Source organism: Pseudomonas saponiphila (assembly GCF_900105185.1).
In the GTDB taxonomy this organism is placed as follows: Bacteria; Pseudomonadota; Gammaproteobacteria; order Pseudomonadales; family Pseudomonadaceae; genus Aquipseudomonas; species Aquipseudomonas saponiphila.
Map to the genome: position 1 here is coordinate 1,959,679 of NZ_FNTJ01000002.1, position 16,639 is coordinate 1,976,317.

General features: G+C 64.0%; 15 protein-coding genes and 1 tRNA gene. 5 read left to right on the forward strand and 11 right to left on the reverse strand.

Going from position 1 to position 16,639, the window contains the following annotated elements; genetic code table 11:
• Positions 1-209: 209 nt before the first annotated feature.
• Entirely contained in the window at positions 210-1,985 is a 1,776-nt protein-coding gene (locus BLV47_RS30860; protein WP_092320324.1) for a sensor domain-containing diguanylate cyclase, read from the forward strand.
• Between the two features lie 247 nt (positions 1,986-2,232).
• Here BLV47_RS30860 and BLV47_RS30865 read toward each other — a convergent pair.
• The 5 genes from BLV47_RS30865 to BLV47_RS30885 form a co-directional block, all read right to left on the reverse strand.
• A tRNA-Gly gene (locus tag BLV47_RS30865) sits at positions 2,233-2,306 on the reverse strand.
• 157 nt (positions 2,307-2,463) lie between these two features.
• On the reverse strand, positions 2,464-3,348 hold the full coding sequence (locus tag BLV47_RS30870) for an alpha/beta fold hydrolase (RefSeq protein WP_092320325.1): 885 nt from the start codon (positions 3,346-3,348) through the stop codon (positions 2,464-2,466).
• Positions 3,349-3,672: 324 nt separating this feature from the next.
• Positions 3,673-4,365 carry a pseudouridine synthase gene (locus BLV47_RS30875; protein WP_092320326.1) on the reverse strand — a complete coding sequence of 231 codons (693 nt, stop codon included), beginning with the start codon at positions 4,363-4,365 and terminating at the stop codon, positions 3,673-3,675.
• A 35-nt stretch (positions 4,366-4,400) separates the two neighbouring features.
• Positions 4,401-4,619: a cysteine-rich CWC family protein gene (locus BLV47_RS30880; protein WP_092320327.1), complete on the reverse strand. Its 219-nt coding sequence runs from the start codon at positions 4,617-4,619 to the stop codon at positions 4,401-4,403.
• The gene (locus BLV47_RS30885; RefSeq protein WP_092320328.1) at positions 4,612-6,099 is read right to left on the reverse strand and encodes a sensor domain-containing diguanylate cyclase; all 1,488 of its coding nucleotides are present in this window, start codon (positions 6,097-6,099) and stop codon (positions 4,612-4,614) included. Before BLV47_RS30885 ends, BLV47_RS30880 begins: the two co-directional genes overlap by 8 nt.
• A gap of 303 nt (positions 6,100-6,402) precedes the next feature.
• Here BLV47_RS30885 and BLV47_RS30890 point away from each other — a divergent pair, with 303 nt between their 5' ends.
• Positions 6,403-6,789: a hypothetical protein gene (locus BLV47_RS30890; protein WP_092320599.1), complete on the forward strand. Its 387-nt coding sequence runs from the start codon at positions 6,403-6,405 to the stop codon at positions 6,787-6,789.
• A 49-nt stretch (positions 6,790-6,838) separates the two neighbouring features.
• Here the strand turns inward: BLV47_RS30890 and BLV47_RS30895 are convergent, their stop codons facing one another.
• Positions 6,839-7,951: an enoyl-CoA hydratase/isomerase family protein gene (locus tag BLV47_RS30895; RefSeq protein ID WP_092320329.1), complete on the reverse strand. Its 1,113-nt coding sequence runs from the start codon at positions 7,949-7,951 to the stop codon at positions 6,839-6,841.
• Positions 7,952-8,083: 132 nt separating this feature from the next.
• On the opposite strand from BLV47_RS30895, the gene ung reads away from it, so the two are divergent.
• The gene (gene ung, locus BLV47_RS30900) at positions 8,084-8,776 is read left to right on the forward strand and encodes a uracil-DNA glycosylase (protein ID WP_092320330.1); all 693 of its coding nucleotides are present in this window, start codon (positions 8,084-8,086) and stop codon (positions 8,774-8,776) included.
• Positions 8,777-8,847: 71 nt separating this feature from the next.
• On the opposite strand, the gene BLV47_RS30905 is transcribed toward ung, so the two are convergent.
• The 5 genes from BLV47_RS30905 to BLV47_RS30925 all read right to left on the reverse strand — a co-directional run bounded on the left by BLV47_RS30905 (position 8,848) and on the right by BLV47_RS30925 (position 14,353).
• The gene (locus tag BLV47_RS30905; protein ID WP_092320331.1) at positions 8,848-9,873 is read right to left on the reverse strand and encodes an AbrB family transcriptional regulator; all 1,026 of its coding nucleotides are present in this window, start codon (positions 9,871-9,873) and stop codon (positions 8,848-8,850) included.
• The gene (locus tag BLV47_RS30910; protein ID WP_092320332.1) at positions 9,866-11,380 is read right to left on the reverse strand and encodes a tripartite tricarboxylate transporter permease; all 1,515 of its coding nucleotides are present in this window, start codon (positions 11,378-11,380) and stop codon (positions 9,866-9,868) included. The genes BLV47_RS30905 and BLV47_RS30910 overlap by 8 nt, the downstream gene beginning before the upstream one ends.
• Position 11,381: 1 nt before the next feature.
• Positions 11,382-11,840, reverse strand: a complete 459-nt coding sequence (locus BLV47_RS30915) for a tripartite tricarboxylate transporter TctB family protein (RefSeq protein ID WP_092320333.1) — start codon at positions 11,838-11,840, stop codon at positions 11,382-11,384.
• A gap of 58 nt (positions 11,841-11,898) precedes the next feature.
• Positions 11,899-12,885, reverse strand: a complete 987-nt coding sequence (locus tag BLV47_RS30920; protein WP_092320334.1) for a Bug family tripartite tricarboxylate transporter substrate binding protein — start codon at positions 12,883-12,885, stop codon at positions 11,899-11,901.
• Positions 12,886-13,060: 175 nt separating this feature from the next.
• Positions 13,061-14,353 carry an OprD family porin gene (locus BLV47_RS30925; RefSeq protein ID WP_092320335.1) on the reverse strand — a complete coding sequence of 431 codons (1,293 nt, stop codon included), beginning with the start codon at positions 14,351-14,353 and terminating at the stop codon, positions 13,061-13,063.
• A 236-nt stretch (positions 14,354-14,589) separates the two neighbouring features.
• On the opposite strand from BLV47_RS30925, the gene BLV47_RS30930 reads away from it, so the two are divergent.
• A complete protein-coding gene (locus BLV47_RS30930; protein WP_092320336.1) occupies positions 14,590-15,261 on the forward strand; it encodes a response regulator in 672 nt (223 codons plus the stop codon).
• Entirely contained in the window at positions 15,254-16,639 is a 1,386-nt protein-coding gene (locus tag BLV47_RS30935) for a sensor histidine kinase (protein WP_092320337.1), read from the forward strand. Before BLV47_RS30930 ends, BLV47_RS30935 begins: the two co-directional genes overlap by 8 nt.

The following is a 16,639-nucleotide window of genomic DNA, read 5'->3' on the forward strand; positions in this document are numbered from 1 at the left end:
ATCAAGTGTTTCAACGAAGCGTTCAGACGCTGGCCGTCGACCGTTCGTCCGACGGATGGAATTGGCAAGCACCAGTCACTGCGTCATGCTGTCGATAGATGTCGTAATGCCATTACCTCAAGGTTCGGCCCGGTTTCCGGGCGTCGTTAGATCCCCGCGTGGGTGAGATAGGTTGCTGATGAGTGTGTTGAACCTGCCAGAGACGGCGTATGCCCGATAAGGCGTTGGCCGAGGAGCAGCGCCTGGCTGCCCTGTATGCCCTGGAACTGCTGGATACCGCCCGTTGCGAGCGTTTTGACCGTATTTGCCGGCTGGCCGCCGAGTATTTCAAGGTGCCCACGGCGTTGATCACCCTGGTGGACCGTGATCGGCAATGGTTCAAGTCGCGGGTGGGGTTCGCGGCCGAACAGACCCCCATCGAGCAATCGTTCTGCGCTTACACCATCAGAACCGATGATGTGTTCGAGGTAGAAAACGCCCGTCAGGATGTGCGCTTCCATTCCAATCCCTTGGTGACCGATGAGCCGGGCATCGGCTTTTATGCGGGTGCGCCACTGATTACCTCCACCGGGCATGCGATTGGCAGTCTGTGCGTCATCGACAAAGAGCCCCAGCGCCTGAATGCCGCCGAGCGCCAGCAATTGCGTGACTTGGCATCGCTGGTGATGGAACAGGTCGAGCAGCGTCAGCGCCTGACCCGGCGTGACCCGGTGAGCGGCCTGCCCAACCGCGAACAGTTCCAGAGCGATCTGTACGACCTGGCGGAGGAGCATCCGGGAGAAAGGCGCGTACTGGTGCTGGTGGATGCGGTGGACATGACCGTGGCCCACGAGCTGACCCTGGCCATGGGCCTGGCGCCATTCGAAACCATCGTGCGCTTCCTGGCCCAGCAACTGCTCACCTACCTGGGGCGGCATGTGCGGGTGTATCACGTGTCGGTCAAGCGCTTTGGTTTCCTGTTGCCGGCGGCCCCCGGGATCGAGCGCTTTCTGGATGGGTTGGTGCGGCGTCTGCGCCGTCAGCCGCCGGGCCTGGAGTTGCCGATGATTCCCGGGGTGTGCGCGGGCACGGTGGAGTTCTTCACGGACCGCGACGCGGTGCCCGACGTCCTGCGCAAGGCGATGTTCGCCCTGGAACTGGCGACCCTCGGCCGCAGCACCTGGGCGCCTTACGATGTGGTGCGTGACCAGGCCTATCGGCGGGCCTTCAACCTCGCCTCGGACATCAGCGAAGCCTTGGACAGCGGGCAGATCTACCTGATGTTCCAGCCGCGCTTCGCCCTGCCCGATGGCGCTCAGGTCAGCGCCGAGGCACTGATCCGCTGGGATCATCCGTGGCTGGGGCCGATTTCACCGGCGGAGTTCATTCCGGTCATGGAGCGCAATACGCTGATCCACCGGGTGACCCACTGGGTGATCAATGCCGTGCTGGAGCGCCTGCAGCGCTGGAGTTCCAGCGACGTGCAGCGTCTGTCGATCAACCTCTCGCCCCAGGATTTCGAGGACCAGGACATTGCCGATGTGCTGCGCGATGCCTGCCGGCGTCATCGCATCGACCCACAGCGCCTGGAAGTGGAAATCACCGAAGGCGCCTGGCTGCGCTCCAACCCCACGGTGCTGGATCAACTGAGCAAGATTCGCGGCCTGGGCATGGATGTGGCCATCGACGACTTCGGCACCGGCTACAGCAACTTCGCCTACCTGCATCAGATTCCGGCCAATGTGGTGAAGCTCGACAAGTCCATGGTCACCGACCTTGAGAGCAGCGCCCAGCACCAGAAGATCACCCGCTCGGTGATCGCTCTGGCCCGGGAACTGGGTTACCGCACCGTGGCCGAGGGCATCGAGAGCTTCAAATGTCTGCAGATGCTGCGCACTTTCGGCTGTGATGAAGCCCAGGGGTATTTTCTGGCGCGGCCCATGGGCCAGGAGAAATTCCTCGCTCGCAGCGGTGCCCGGCGCTTTCCCTTGCAGCAGGTCTTCTGAGCGGGCTGGACAAAGCTGTCGGGGCGGTTGTGCAGCAGGGGCGGCTAGCGGTGGCTCGCGCAGTTCGCCCGGGGGCGGTGGTGCCAGCTTTTGCTTGGCAATCAGCCCAGGTGCGCGGCAGGTCAGTGATGAACCCGGAGCATCCGGACGAGGCTTGTGCTTGAGAAGCGGGAGTCGAGGAAAACGCTTGAAGCGAGGACTTGATGAACTGCTACGGACATCTGCACAGGCTTGCAGATAGAGGAAGTGGAGCGGGTGAAGGGAATCGAACCCTCGTTATCAGCTTGGGAAGCTGGAGTAATGCCATTATACGACACCCGCTCGAACGGCTGACTTTGTACCAGATGTGGCCGCAGATTTGAAGTTTTTCTTTATCTGACCTGTGCTTGCGTGTCATCGCTGTTCGCCGCAGGTGGGCCATGCGCCAGGAAAAACAGGGTTTTTCAAGGACGTCTGGCCCACCTGTGACGCTGCACGGTCAGATCGCCCGTGCATGCTGAGGCTGATCATAGTGCGCGCGCGTTCGAGCGTCGTACTGACCCGGCTTGAGGAATCCCAGCAATGCCTGGCGGCTGTCGCGGCAGGCGGCCTTGTGTTCCATGTCGAGAAAATGCCCGGTGGCCTGGATGGTGCTGAAGCTCGCTTGCTGCACATGGTCGGCGAACAGCTTGGCGTCGTTGGCCGAGGTGTACTCGTCCCACTCACCGTTGAGAAACAGCACCGGCACCTGGATCTTCTTCGCCGCCCGCAAGTAGCACTGCCGGTCGCCGTTGAGCACATGGCTGATGTGGAAGTGCATCTGCCCGTACTCGTGTTCCGCCAGGCTGCTGACGTGGCGATAGTTGTAACGCTTGAACAGCGAGGGCAGGTGCTTGCCGATGGTGTCGTTGACCAGGTGGCCGACGCGATGGCGGTCGAGGTTGCCGAGGTAGTCGACACCGCGCTCCAGGTAGTCGCGCATCGGCTCGTTGATCACCGGCGAGAACGAGCTGATCACCGCCTTCTCGATGCGCCGTGGACGCTGGGCCAGGGCCTGCAAGGCTGCGGCGCCGCCCCAGGAAAACGACAGCACATGCTCGGCGGCAAAGTGCTCGATCAACTCCAGGAGGATCTGCCCCTCCACTTCCTTGGTGAGCATCCGTTCGTGTTTGTTGTGGGCTTTGGAGCGGCCCGCGTAGGGCTGGTCGTAGAGCACCACGTTGAACTGCGGGTGCAGGTTCTTCACGGTCTGCGCAAAGGACGCAGTAGTGGCCATCGAACCGTTGACCAGAATGATGGTCTTGTCTGCGGCATCTGCGCGATAGAACTCCGTGTAAACCCGATACTGACCCTGTATATCCAGCACAGCGATTTCTGGCCTCATGTCATAAGACTCCTGGCAAGCGGGTATGCGCGCATCACTGAGTGTGCACGGGCAATGTGACAGGTAGGCATACGCCTGGAATGGGAGCCCATGTCGATCCGGTAAGGCAGGTCGACGGGTGTTGTTATAGGTGGGCGATTTGCCGGGGAAATGCAGAGCAGGCAGGGCTCAGGCCGGCAAAAGGTTTCTTAGATGTCTGTTCGTGACTCGTCGGTCACATTTCGGCCGACGGAGTGATTCAAGCAGGGCAATCGGCAACCTGCAAGTCGATTGGACAAATTGTTCGACAGCTTCTGCCCAGCGGTCGTCCGGGCAGGGGGTACTTCAGATCAGGCGGATTTCGTCGGCGCTCAGGGGCCGGTATTCGCCAGGTGCCAGCCGTTCGTCCAGCAGCAGCGGCCCCATGCGTTCGCGATGCAGGCGCAGCACCTTGTTGTTGAAGTGGCCGAACATGCGTTTGACCTGGTGATAGCGCCCTTCGACGATGCTCAGTCGAGCGCTGCGCGGACCGAGGATCTGCAACTGCGCGGGCAGGGTGGTGAGGTCTTCGAAGGCAAAATACAGGCCCTCGGCGAAGGTCTGGATGTACTCGGGGCCAATCTCGTCTTCGGTTTCCACGTAGTAGAGCTTGGGCAGCTTGGTCTGCGGCTGGGTCAGGCGTCGCGACCAGTGGCCGTCGTTGGTGATCAGCATCAGCCCGGTGGTGTTGTAGTCCAGGCGTCCGGCGATATGCAGTTCCTGTGGGTCCGGCTCGTGGATCAGCTCCAGCACGGTCCGGTGCTCGGGATCGCGGGTGGCGCTGACGCAACCCATGGGCTTGTGCAGCATGAAGTAGCGTGCCGGCTTGCCGGCCTGCAGCACGTCCTCATCCAGCTCCACCCGACTGAATTCATCGACCTCGGCCCGGGGATCGCTGACCGGCTGACCGTCGATACGCACGCGCCGCTGCACCAGCAGCAGGCGCACCTGTTGGCGGTTGAAACGCGGCAGGTTGCTGAGGAAACGGTCGAGGCGCATGGCAGGGGATCGCTGGCAGTGGACGAGGGCGGGTTTCAGGAGCGGGGCAGGGTGCCGGCGCGCAACTGCGCCTCGACCCCGGCGCAGCGCGGGCACAGGCAGGCACGGTCGCGCAGTTGCGGCGCCAGGGCCTCGATGATGGCCGGGTCGATGCTCACGCTATAGCACCAGCAGGCTTGGTCCGCCGTGCGTGGGTCGGCCAGGGCGCAGTCGTTGCGGGCACCGCAGGCCGGGCAAAGGTCAGGTTCATTCATGGCTGGAGTGAGGCATTTCCACGCAGGTTCGATTACGTCCACTTTGCTTGGCGCGGTACATCGCATGGTCGGCACGGGACAGCAGGCTGTGCAGGGTGTCCTCCGGTTGCAGGGCGGTCAAGCCGATACTGACGGTCAGTTGCAGGGGTTGCCCTTCATAGTAGTAGCGCTGCCGCTCGGTCAGCTGGCGAATCTTCTCGGCGATCTGCAGGGCGGGCCCGCTCTCGGTGTCCTTGAGCAATACGATGAATTCCTCGCCGCCCCAGCGACAGACGATATCGGACTGGCGCAGGCAATCCTGCAGGTCCCGGGCGAAGCCGCTGAGCACCTGATCCCCGGCCAGGTGGCCGTAGGTATCGTTGAGGCGCTTGAAGTGATCCAGGTCCAGCAGCAGGGCGCAGAGCGGTGTCAGATCGCGTCGCGCCTCTTGCAGGGCCTGGGCTGCCAGCAGGTCGAAACCGCGGCGGTTGGGCAGGCGGGTCAGGCTGTCGAGGGTGGCCTGGGTTTCGATCTTGCGCTGGTAGCGGCGCACCACGCTGCTGAGCAGGATCAGCACGATGCTGGTGATCACCAGGCAGATCAGCAGGTTCAGGTACAGCGATTGGCGGATGCCGCTCAGGGCGCCATCTTCGCGCTTGTCGACGAACAGGTACCAGTTCAGCTCGGGAATGAAACGCACATTGAGAAAATGCCTCTGGCCCTGGGTCGAGTATTCAAAGCTGCCACTGTGGGGCTTGGGCAGTTGGGGCATCAGTTCTTTCAAGCTCGCCAGGTCATGCAGGGACTGGCCGCTGCGGGCACCCTGGGGGCCGCCATCGGCACCGGTCAGCACGATGCGCCCGAAGGTGTCGACGAAGTACACGCTGCGCTGGTAGCGCTGCTGGTACTTGTCGATCAGCTTGATGACCGCGTCTACCGTCAGGCCGACGCCGGCGGCGCCGATGAAGCGGTCCTGATAGTCGTGGACCTTGTAGTTGATGAAGAAAGTCAGCTTGTCCTGGTTGGCCAGGTCCGGGTCGACATTGATTTCATAGGGCGCGGCCATGTCGCGCACGCGAAAGTACCAGGCATCCCGGGGCTCATCGACCTTGATCTTCTTCAGCACGCCCTTGGCCTGGTAGTAGGTGAGGCTGGTGTTGGACACGAAGAACGCGGTGTAGGCGTCGTAGTGGGTCATGACCTCATTGAGGTAGCGGGTCATCTGGCTGGGGTCGCGCTCGCCGGCCACCACCCAGTCACGCATGAAGGTGTCGCGGGCCATCATCGAGGAGATGAGCACCGGCCGTACCAGGTCCTTCTGGATTTCCGAATACACGGTGTCGGAAGTCAGCGGCAGCTCGGTGTTGACGATGTTGTCGCGGATCGAATCCCGCGAGGCGTAGTAGCTGAGCAGGGAGGTGGCGAGGAAGCCACTGCCCAGCAAGGTGATCAGGACCAGCACCAGCGAACGTTGCGAATACAGGGGAGAACGAAGCGGCATGGCGATTCCGTGAGAGTGGCCCGATGACGCATTCTAGTGGCATGGCGGGCAAATGACTCGTTCATCAGCGCACTGAATTGTCTGGGTATCGATGTATTGCAAACGCCTCTTGCGTCGCCACCGGCCGACGCCTTGAGGCGCCATGGGCGGCGGTCTACCAGCGGTCGCATGACTTGTATAAATGTGTTGCCAGAATCGCACCGGAAGGCATTTTTGCGGTCAGATATTTCGTCAGTCAGCCTGTTGCTGATTGCCGCCTGCCAGCGTCGCTGGCGTGGCTTCTTCGCGGTCCAGGAGGCCGCCATGTATCGTCGACTTCTGCTTGTTGCATTACTGGGTTTGAGTCTTGGCGCGTGTGTCCCTTATTACGATGGCGGCTCCAGCTACTACAGCTCGGAGGTCTACAGCACCCCGGCACCGGCCTATTACTACGGTGGCGGCGCTTCCTATTACTCCACCGGACGCAGCTACTACGCGCCGCGCTACTACCAGTCGGCGCCGCGCTATTACTCACCGGCTCCGCGTTATTACCAGGTTCCCCGGGCGGTCTACCGGCCCTATCCCGCGCAGGGTTGGGGCGGGCACGAGCGTCATGGCAACTGGAACAATGACAACGGTGGCGACCAGGACTGGGGCGGTCACGGCGGGCGTGGCCGTGGCGACCATGGACGAGGCGGGCGCGGCCACTGATCCTGCCGGGGCCAGGAGCCCATAGCCGCCACGGGCGGCTATGGGCTTTTTAGTAATCCGTCAGGTCCGCCAGGGGATGGCGACCTTCCCAGGCCTTGTGGAAGTGCGCTTCGACCACGGCCTCGGGCACCTGGTTGATATCCGCCCAATGCCAGTGCGGTTGCTGATCCTTGTCGATCAGGCGCGCACGCACGCCCTCGGCGAACTCCGGATGCCGGCAGCAGTTCAGGCTCAGGGTGTATTCCATCTGGAACACCTCGGCCAGGGACAGCAAGCGCGCGCGGCGGATCTGTTCCCACACCAGGTGGGCGGTCAGCGGACAGCCTTCGGCGAGGGTCTTGGCCGCGCGGCTGTAGAGGGCGTCGCTGTGGCTGTGCAACTGGCTGATGGCCCGCCAGGCGCAGGCCACGTCGCTGACATCCAACCAGCCGTCGATCTGTTGCCGGCGTGGCAACCACTGCGCGGCGGGCATCTGCTCCACGGCTTCTTGTTGCAAGGCCTTGAGCAGGCTGTTGAGCTGACGCGGAGTTTGTTCCTGCCAGTTCAGTTGCAGCAGGCCCTCGATCAGCGCCTCTTGTTGCTCATCCAGCAGGAAGCGGTCGGCGAGGCCCAGGTCCAGGGCGTCGCGGCCATTCATATGGGCTCCGGTGAGCCCGAGAAACAGGCCGAGCTTGCCGGGCATCCGTGAAAGGAACCAGCTGGCGCCGACATCGGGATACAGGCCGATGCTGATCTCCGGCATCGCCAGGCGACTGCTGGGGGTGACGATGCGGATGCCGGCCCCTTGCAGCAACCCCATGCCGCCGCCCAGTACATAGCCGTGGCCCCAGCAGATCACCGGCTTGGGGTAGGTGTGCAGGCGATAGTCGAGACGGTATTCCGCGGCGAAAAAATACCCGGCCAAGGCCGGCACTTCGCCCGGATGATCCAGGCATGCCTGGGCCAGGCTGCGCACTTCGCCACCGGCACAGAAGGCCTTGGTGCCGTTGCCGCGCAGCAGCACGCAGACCACTTGCGGGTCCTTGGCCCAGGCGTCGAGGTGTTCGCTCAGTTGCTGGATCATCGGCAGCGACAGGGCGTTCAGGGTTTTTTCCGCGTCCAGGGTGGCAATGGCGATGCGGGCGCCATCACTGCCGGTGAGTGCTTCGACATGCAGGTTCATCGTGACCTCGAGGAGCAATACAAGCGATCAGTATGATCGCTGGTAGGGAAAGTGCCGGATCTGTGTCAGATCAATTGACAAGCGAAGTCGGCTTTCCTAGGGTGCGGCCATTGTTTTTTCACGGGCCTGGCCATGACTGCTGACGATCGTATCAAACTCGAACCGAGCTGGAAGGAGGCCCTGCGGGCCGAATTCGAGCAGCCCTACATGAGCGAACTGCGCGAGTTCCTGCGCCGGGAACATGCCGCCGGCAAGGAAATCTACCCGCCGGGACCGATGATTTTCAACGCCCTGAACTCGACGCCGCTGGACAAGGTCAAGGTGGTGATTCTCGGCCAGGATCCGTACCACGGGCCGGGCCAGGCCCACGGCCTGTGCTTCTCGGTGCAGCCCGGCGTACCGGCGCCGCCGTCGCTGGTGAACATCTATAAAGAGCTCAAGCGCGACCTGAACATCGACATCCCCAATCATGGCTACCTGCAAAGCTGGGCCGACCAGGGCGTGCTGATGCTCAACACCACCATGACCGTGGAGCGGGCCAACGCTGCGTCCCACGCGGGCAAGGGCTGGCAGTTCTTCACCGACCGGATCATCGAAGTGGTCAGCGAGCATCAGCCGCACCTGGTGTTCCTGCTGTGGGGCGCCCATGCCCAGAGCAAGCAGAAGCTGATCGACGCCACCAAGCACCTGGTGCTGACCTCGGTGCACCCGTCGCCGCTGTCGGCCTACCGTGGCTTCCTCGGTTGCGGGCACTTCAGTCGTACCAACAAGTACCTTGAGCAGAACGGCGAGACGCCGATCGAGTGGCGCCTGCCGCCGGTTTGATCCAGCCCCTTTCGCCGGCAAGCTGGCTCCAACATCCCCTGTAGGAGCCGGCTTGCCGGTGAACAAGACTTTCAGTCCCGGTTCCAATGGCGGAACAGGGGCTCGGCAAGAAACAGCACGAACAACAACCTCATCACCTGCATCGCCGTCACCAGTGGCACCGACAGTTGCAGCACCTCCGCCGTCAGGCTCATTTCCGCAATACCGCCGGGCATCATGCCCAGGGTCAGCGAACGCAGATCGAGGCGGGTCAGCACGCTCAGGCCCAGGGCCGCGAGGCCGGCCATCAGCATGGTCAGGGCGGTGGCGATCAGGGTACGGCCCATGAACGAGGGCGCCCGACGAAAGAACTCCCGGTTGAAGTGACAGCCCAAACCACTGCCGATCAGCCACTGGCCCAACTGGCTGGCGCCGTCAGGCAGGCCGATGTGCAGGTCCCAGGCGATGCTCGCCGTCGCGCTGAGCAACAAGGGCCCGAACAGCCAGGGATTGGGCTGGTGCAGGCGTTGCCAGAGCCAGGCCAGCAGCGCTCCGGCCGGGAACAGCAGGGCCAGCCACTGCCAGTCCACGCTGCTGGCGTGCTGGGACGGGGTGCCTTCCCCCAACAGGTACTTGAACGCCGCCGGTACGCAGAGCACCACCGTCAGCACCCGCAGGCTCTGCCCGGCCGCTACCCGACTGAGCTCCGCACCGTTACGGGCGCCGAGATTGACCATCTCCCCGGAGCCGCCGGGCATGCTGGAGAAGAACGCCGTGGCCCGGTCTTCCCCGGTGCGTCGCAGCAACCAGACCCCGACCACGCTGGACAGGCTGGTGACCAGGGCTCCGAAGAAGATCAGGCCGAAGTGGCTCAGTACCTGCTCCATCACCTGCGGGGTGAAGTGCAGGCCAATGCCGATGCCCACCACCCATTGCCCGCCTTTGCGCCCGCCGGGGATCTCCGCCAATTGCCAGGGCGTCAGGCAGCGCACCAGGATGATCGCCAGCAACGAGCCGACCATCCACGGCAGCGGCCAGCCGATCTGGCTGGCGAGGTAACCGCCAGCCAGGCCCACCAGGGGCGTGCCCCACCATTGCCTGAAGCGGGCTTCAGACATCGGCCACGGCACGTTGCTGGGCCGCGCGCTTGCGCCAGATACGCAGCAACGGCATCAGCAGCATGATCAGGGTCAGCACCCAGACCCCGACGGTGATCGGGCTCGACCAGAGGATTTCCATGGCGCCGTTGGAGATCGACAGCGCCCGGCGTAGGTTCTGTTCCATCAGCCCGCCGAGGATGAAGCCCAGCAGTACCGGCGACAGCGGGAAGTCCAGCTTGCGCAGGATGTAGCCGAAGATGCCGATGCCGACCATCAAGAACAGGTCGAAGGTGGTGGCATGCACTGCGTAGACGCCGATCCCGGTGATGATCGCAATCACCGGCACCAGGGCCCAGTTGGGCACCGCGAGGATGCGGGTGAAGATGCGGATCATCGGGATATTGAGGATCACCAGCATGATGTTGGCGATGAACAGCGAAGCGATCAGGCCCCAGACAATATCCGGCTGCTGCTGGAACAGCAGCGGACCCGGGGTGATGTTGTACAGCGACAGCGCGCCGATCATCACCGCGGTGGTGCCGGAGCCGGGTACGCCGAGGGTCAGCATCGGCACCAGAGCGCCGCAGGCCGAGGCGCCGATGGCGGTTTCCGGGGCGGCCAGGCCGCGCTTGTCGCCCTCGCCGAAAGTGCCGCTGGCACCGGCGATGCGCTTCTCGGTCATGTAGGCCACGGCGCTGGCCAGGGTCGCACCGGCGCCGGGCAGCACGCCCATGATGAAGCCCAGCAGGCCACAGCGGATGTTCACCACGAACACCGAAGCCGCTTCCTTGAGGTTGAACATCATGCGCCCGGTGGCCTTCACCGCTTCCTGGCCGCGATGGGTCTTCTCCAGCAGCAACAGGATCTCGCTGATGGAGAACAGGCCCAGCACCAGCACCACGAACTGGATGCCGTCGGTGAGGTGGATGTTGTCCCCGGTGAAACGGTACACGCCGCTGTTGGCGTCGATGCCCACCGCCGACAGAAACAGCCCGATCAGCGCGGCGATGAAGGTCTTCAACGGCCGGTCGCCGGCCATGCCGCCCAGGCAGACGATGGCGAACACCATCAGCACGAAGTACTCCGCCGGGCCGAAGGCGATTGCCCACTTGGCCAGCAGCGGGGCGAACAGCACCATGCCGCAGGTGGCGATGAAGGCACCGATGAACGAGCTCCAGGCCGACAGCGACAGGGCCACGCCCGCCAGGCCCTTGCGGGCCATGGGGTAGCCGTCGAGGGTGGTCATCACGGTGGAGGCTTCACCGGGAATGTTCAGCAGGATCGAGCTGATGCGGCCGCCGTATTCGCAGCCCAGGTACACCGCCGCCAGCAGGATCAGCGCCGACTCCGGCGGCAGGCCCAGGGCGAAGGCGATGGGGATCAGCAGCGCCACGCCGTTGATCGGGCCCAGGCCCGGCAGCAGCCCGACCACGGTGCCGATCAGGGTGCCGGACAGGGCGGTGACCAGGTTGTAGGGGGTCAGTGCAACGCCGAAGCCCTGGCCCAGGTAACTGAGGGTATCCATATCAATTCTCCAGAACGTCGAGCAGGCCGAGGGGCAGAGGCACGTCCATGACCCGGTCGAACAGCCAGTAGAGGCCGATGCTGAGCAGGCTGATGATCACCAGGCTGGGCAGCCAGCGACCGCCATAGAGCCGGGCCATCGGGACGCCGATGAGGATGCTGGCGACGATGAACCCCAGGGGTTCGAAGGTGCCGGCGAACACCAGCAGCAAGGCCACGCAGATCGTGATCTTGTTCAGGGTTGCCCGGTCCAGGGGTGGTTCGTCTTCGCTGTGCTTGATCGGCGCCGGGCGAAACAGCATGTACAGCAGGGCCAGGCCCATCAGGCCGAGCATCAGCAGAGGGAAGGCCCGCGGGCCCACGGGTTCGTAGGAAAAGGCCGCCTGATACGGCCAGGCCATCAGTGCCAGAGCGGCACAGGCCAGCAGCAACACCGCGGCGAAGAGACGTTGAACGAGCATGGTTAACTCCCGGGCGCGGCCCCCGATGCGCGAGGGCCGGGCCGTCAGCAAGGGACGGTCACTGGATCAGGCCGAACTCTTTGGCCAGGGTCTTGTAGTCGGCCACCTGCTTTTTCACGTAGGTGTCCAGCTCGGGGCCGGTCAGGGCGAAGGGGAACAGCTCGCGCTGATCACGCAACTTGGCGAACTCTTCGGAGGCCAGCAGCTTGTCGAAGGCGTTCTTCCACCAGGCGTACTCCTCGTCGCTGACCTTCGGCCCGAGGTAGAAGCCGCGTACCACCGGCCAGACGATGTCGTATCCCTGTTCCTTGGCGGTGGGGATGCCTTTCATTTCCGGTTCGTCCAGACGCTGTTCGGAGAACACCGCCAAGAGGCGCATGTCGCCGGCCTGGATATGCGGCATGGAGTCGGAAATGTCGGTGCTGCCGACCTGAATGTGCCCACCCAGCAGGGCGGTGGCGATTTCACCGCCGCCTTCCAGGGCCACGTAGCGCAGGTCCCGGGGGTTGATCCCGGCGGCCTTGGCGATCAGCGCGGTCTGCATCCAGTCCTGGCTGCCCACGGTGCCGCCGGAACCTATCACCACCTTGCTTGGATCTTTCTTCAGGGCCTGGACCAGATCGTCCAGAGTCTTGTAGGGCGAATCACTTTTCACGGCGATGGCGCCGTAGCTGGTGCCCACTGCCGCCAGCCAGCGCACTGCGCTTTCATCGAAGCGGCCGAACTTGCCCTGGGCCAGGTTCAGCAGCGAGCCGCTGGACCAGGCCACCAGGGTTCCGGCGTCGGCCGGGCGCTGGGCCACCACCGCGTTGTAGGCCACGGCACCGACGCCGCCGGGCATGTAGGTCACGCGCATCGGCTTGGTCAGGATCTTCTCGTTGACCAGCGCGCTTTGTGCCAGCTTGCAGGTCAGGTCGAAGCCGCCGCCGGGGGAGGCCGGGGCGATGCATTCCGGGCGCTTGGGTTCGGCGGACGCGGCCAGCAACTGGCCGGCGAACAGCATGCAGCCGGCGGTGAGGGCGAGGTTGCGCAATGAAAAGTCCATGATTGTCTCCACAGGAGTTGTTGTTATCGGTCTGTCCGGGTCATCCACGACCCTTTTTTCCGTAGGAGCCGGCTTGCCGGCGAAAGAGCCTTGAGCCCTGTGCAGGGCTTGCGGGCCTGTTCGCTGGCAAGCCAGCTCCTACGCAACGGTGAAACAGCGAGGCTTGCTCGCGGGCTTACCACAGGGCTACGGCGTAACTCACCAACAGGCGTACTTCATCCGCGTCGCGAGCCGAATAGTTGGAGCGGTAGGTGGCGTTGCGCAGGCGCACGGCGACGTTCTTGAAGGTGCCGCTTTGCACCACGTACTTGATCTCGGTGTTGCGCTCCCACTCCTTGCCGGTGTCGCCGTTTTTCAGGGCGATGTTGTCGCCGCTGATGTAGCGGGTCATGAAGCTCAGGCCGGGCACCCCGAGCTTGGCGAAGTCGTAGTCGTAGCGGGCCTGCCAGGAGCGTTCCTCGGCACCGGCAAAATCGTTGATCTGTACGAAGTTCACCAGGTACGGGTCGCTGCCATCGACATAGGGAAAGGCGCTGTCGCCGGACATGTGCTGGTAGCCGGCGCTGAGTTTGTGGCCGCTCAGGGCGTAGCTCAACAGGCCGTTGAGGGAGCGGTTGTCGATCTTGCCGCCTCGGGCCTGGCCCTGGTCATCGCTGATGGCCAGGCGCAGGTCGCTGGCAAAGGTACCAGGCCCCAGGGGGCGGGACGCCAGCAGGCCGAGGAAGTGCTGGTTGTAGACGTCGTCCAGTTGGGCGAAGTGGTAGCTGCCGGTGATCTTGTCGGTGAACTTGTAGTCCAGGCCGCCGAAGTTGAAGTGCTTGCCGGCCACGGTGCCGGCGAAGCGGCTGTTCTTGTTGTTGAGGCGGATGTCTTCGTAGTTGCTGTCGTCGCGGTCCTTGGCCTTGTCCAGGCGGCCGCCGGTGAAGGTCAGGTTCTTGATCTCCTTGGAGGTCAGCAAGCCGCCTTCGAAGGTCTGCGGCAGGATGCGCCCGTCGTTGGGCTTGAGGATCGGCAGTTCCGGGATCAGGCTGCCGATTTTCAGTTCGCTGGCGGAGATCTTCACTTTGCCGGTCAGGCCGAGCTTGGAGTACTGGTCGGCGGCGCGTCCGTCATCGTGGGTCGGCAGCAGGCCGGTGCCGGTGCGGTCGGGGCTGGAGTCGAGCTTGACCCCGAGCATGCCCAGGGCGTCCAGGCCGAAGCCCACGGTGCCTTCGGTGTAGCCCGACTGCAGGTTGAGCATGAACCCCTGGGCCCATTCGTCGCGCTTGGACTGCTGGGCGCTGGTGCCGTCGCGAAAGTCGCGGTTGAAGTACATGTTGCGGGTTTCGAAGGTGGCGCTGCTGTCTTCGAAAAAGGCGGCCTGGCTCAAGGGCGCGACACCGGCGAGGGCCGCGGCGCTGGCCAGGGCGGTCGGGGTCAGACGGGGAAAAAAAACAGGTGTGACGGCGTGAGGGCGCGTGGACGGCATCCAGGGGTACTCCGTTATTGTTCTTATTGTCGACGAAAACGCTTCGAGGCGTTTTGCGGGTCAGCGGTCGTTTAGACCAGGGCAGTCGAGACTGTCCGTAGCGGGACTCTAAAGGGCCAACCTTTCGCTAACCTTTCAGTGCATTTTCCCGGTTTTCGGGCTTCACAGCGGCGGATGCGGCGGTACACTCCGCGCCAAAGAGCGGCGTCGATCCCCCTGAAACGAGGTAATCATCCATGCGAGTCCTGCTCGTCGAAGACCATCTGCAACTGGCCGAAAGTGTCGCCCAGGCGCTCAAGAGCACCGGCCTGACCGTGGATGTGCTACACGATGGCGTGGCCGCCGACCTGGCCCTGGGCAGCGAGGAGTACGCCGTGGCGATCCTCGATGTCGGCCTGCCGCGCATGGACGGTTTCGAGGTGCTCGCGCGCTTGCGGGCCCGGGGCAAGAACCTGCCGGTGCTGATGCTCACCGCCCGCAGCGACGTCAAGGACCGGGTCCATGGCCTGAACCTGGGCGCCGACGATTACCTGGCCAAGCCGTTCGAGTTGACCGAGCTGGAAGCCCGGGTCAAGGCCCTGTTGCGCCGCAGCGTGCTGGGCGGCGAGCGTCAGCAGCGCTGCGGGGTGCTGGCCTATGACCTGGACACCCGGCGCTTCACCCTGGGCGAGGAACTGCTGACCCTGACGTCTCGCGAACAGGCGGTGCTGGAGGCGTTGATTGCCCGTCCTGGCCGGGTGATGAGCAAGGAGCAACTGGCATCCCAGGTGTTCGGCCTGGATGAGGAGGCCAGCCCCGATGCCATCGAGATCTATGTGCATCGCCTGCGCAAGAAGCTCGATGGCCACACGGTCGCCATCGTCACTTTCCGTGGCCTCGGTTACCTGCTGGAAAGCCGCGATGCATAAGCCCAGCAGCCTGCGCTGGCGGTTGCTGTGGAACCTGGCGCTGCTGCTGGTGGTGCTGATGCTGGCCAGCGGCTTGAGTGCCTACTGGAACGGCCGCGAGGCCGCCGACACCGCCTACGACCGGACCCTGCTGGCCTCGGCACGGACCATTGCCGCCGGCCTGTCCCAGCGCGATGGCAGCCTGAGCGCCAATGTGCCCTATGTGGCCCTGGACACCTTCGCCTACGACAGTGCCGGGCGCATCTACTACCAGGTCAACGACATTCACCAGCAACTGATTTCCGGCTACGAAAACCTCCCCGGTCCGCCGCCGGGCACTCCGCGTACCGATGACTACCCTGCCCTGGCGCGCTTCTATGACGCCACTTACCTGGGACAGAACGTGCGGGTGGTGAGCCTGCTCAAGGCAGTCAGCGAGCCGAACATGAACGGCATGGCGGAAATCCGCGTGGCCGAGACCGACGAGGCGCGGGTCGCCATGGCCCGCAGCCTGATGGCCGATACCTTGCTGCGCCTGGGCATGCTGGCCATCGGTGCGTTGCTGCTGGTGTGGTTTGCGGTGAGTGCCGCGTTGCGGCCGCTGGAGCGTTTGCGCGGTGCAGTGGAAGAGCGCCAGCCCGATGACTTGCGGCCACTGCCGCTGGTGTCGGTGCAGCGCGAGTTGTGGCCCTTGGTGCGGGCCTTGAATCATTTCACCGAACGTCTGCGCGGGCAGTTCGAGCGCCAGGCGCAGTTCATCGCCGAGGCCGCCCATGAGTTGCGCACGCCCTTGGCCGCGCTCAAGGCCCGCCTGGAACTGGGCTTGCGCTCGGACGAACCGCAGACCTGGCGTTCGACCCTGGAAGGCGCGGCCCAGGGCACTGATCGCCTGACTCATCTGGCCAATCAGCTGCTGTCCCTGGCGCGGGTGGAAAATGGCGCCCGGGCGATTGCCGAAGGCGGTGCGCAGTTGCTCGATCTGAGCCAGCTGGCTCGGGAACTGGGCATGGCCATGGCGCCCCTGGCCCATGCCCGGGGTGTGGCCCTGGCGCTGGAGGCCGACGAGCCGGTGTGGTTAAAGGGCGAGCCGACCTTGCTCAACGAGTTGCTGAGCAACCTGCTGGACAACGCCCTGGCCCACACGCCGCCGGGCGGCAATGTGGTGCTGCGGGTCTTTGCCCCTGGGGTGCTGGAGGTGGAGGACGATGGGCCGGGGATTCCCCTGGAGGATCGGGACCGGGTCTTCGAGCGTTTCTATCGGCGCAATCAGCAGGTGGCCGGTTCGGGATTGGGCTTGGCGATCGTGGGGGAGATCTGTCGCGCCCATCTGGCCCAGATCAGCCTGCATGACGGCGAGCCTTCGGGGTTGAAGGTGCGGGTGAGTTTTATCGCCGGATGA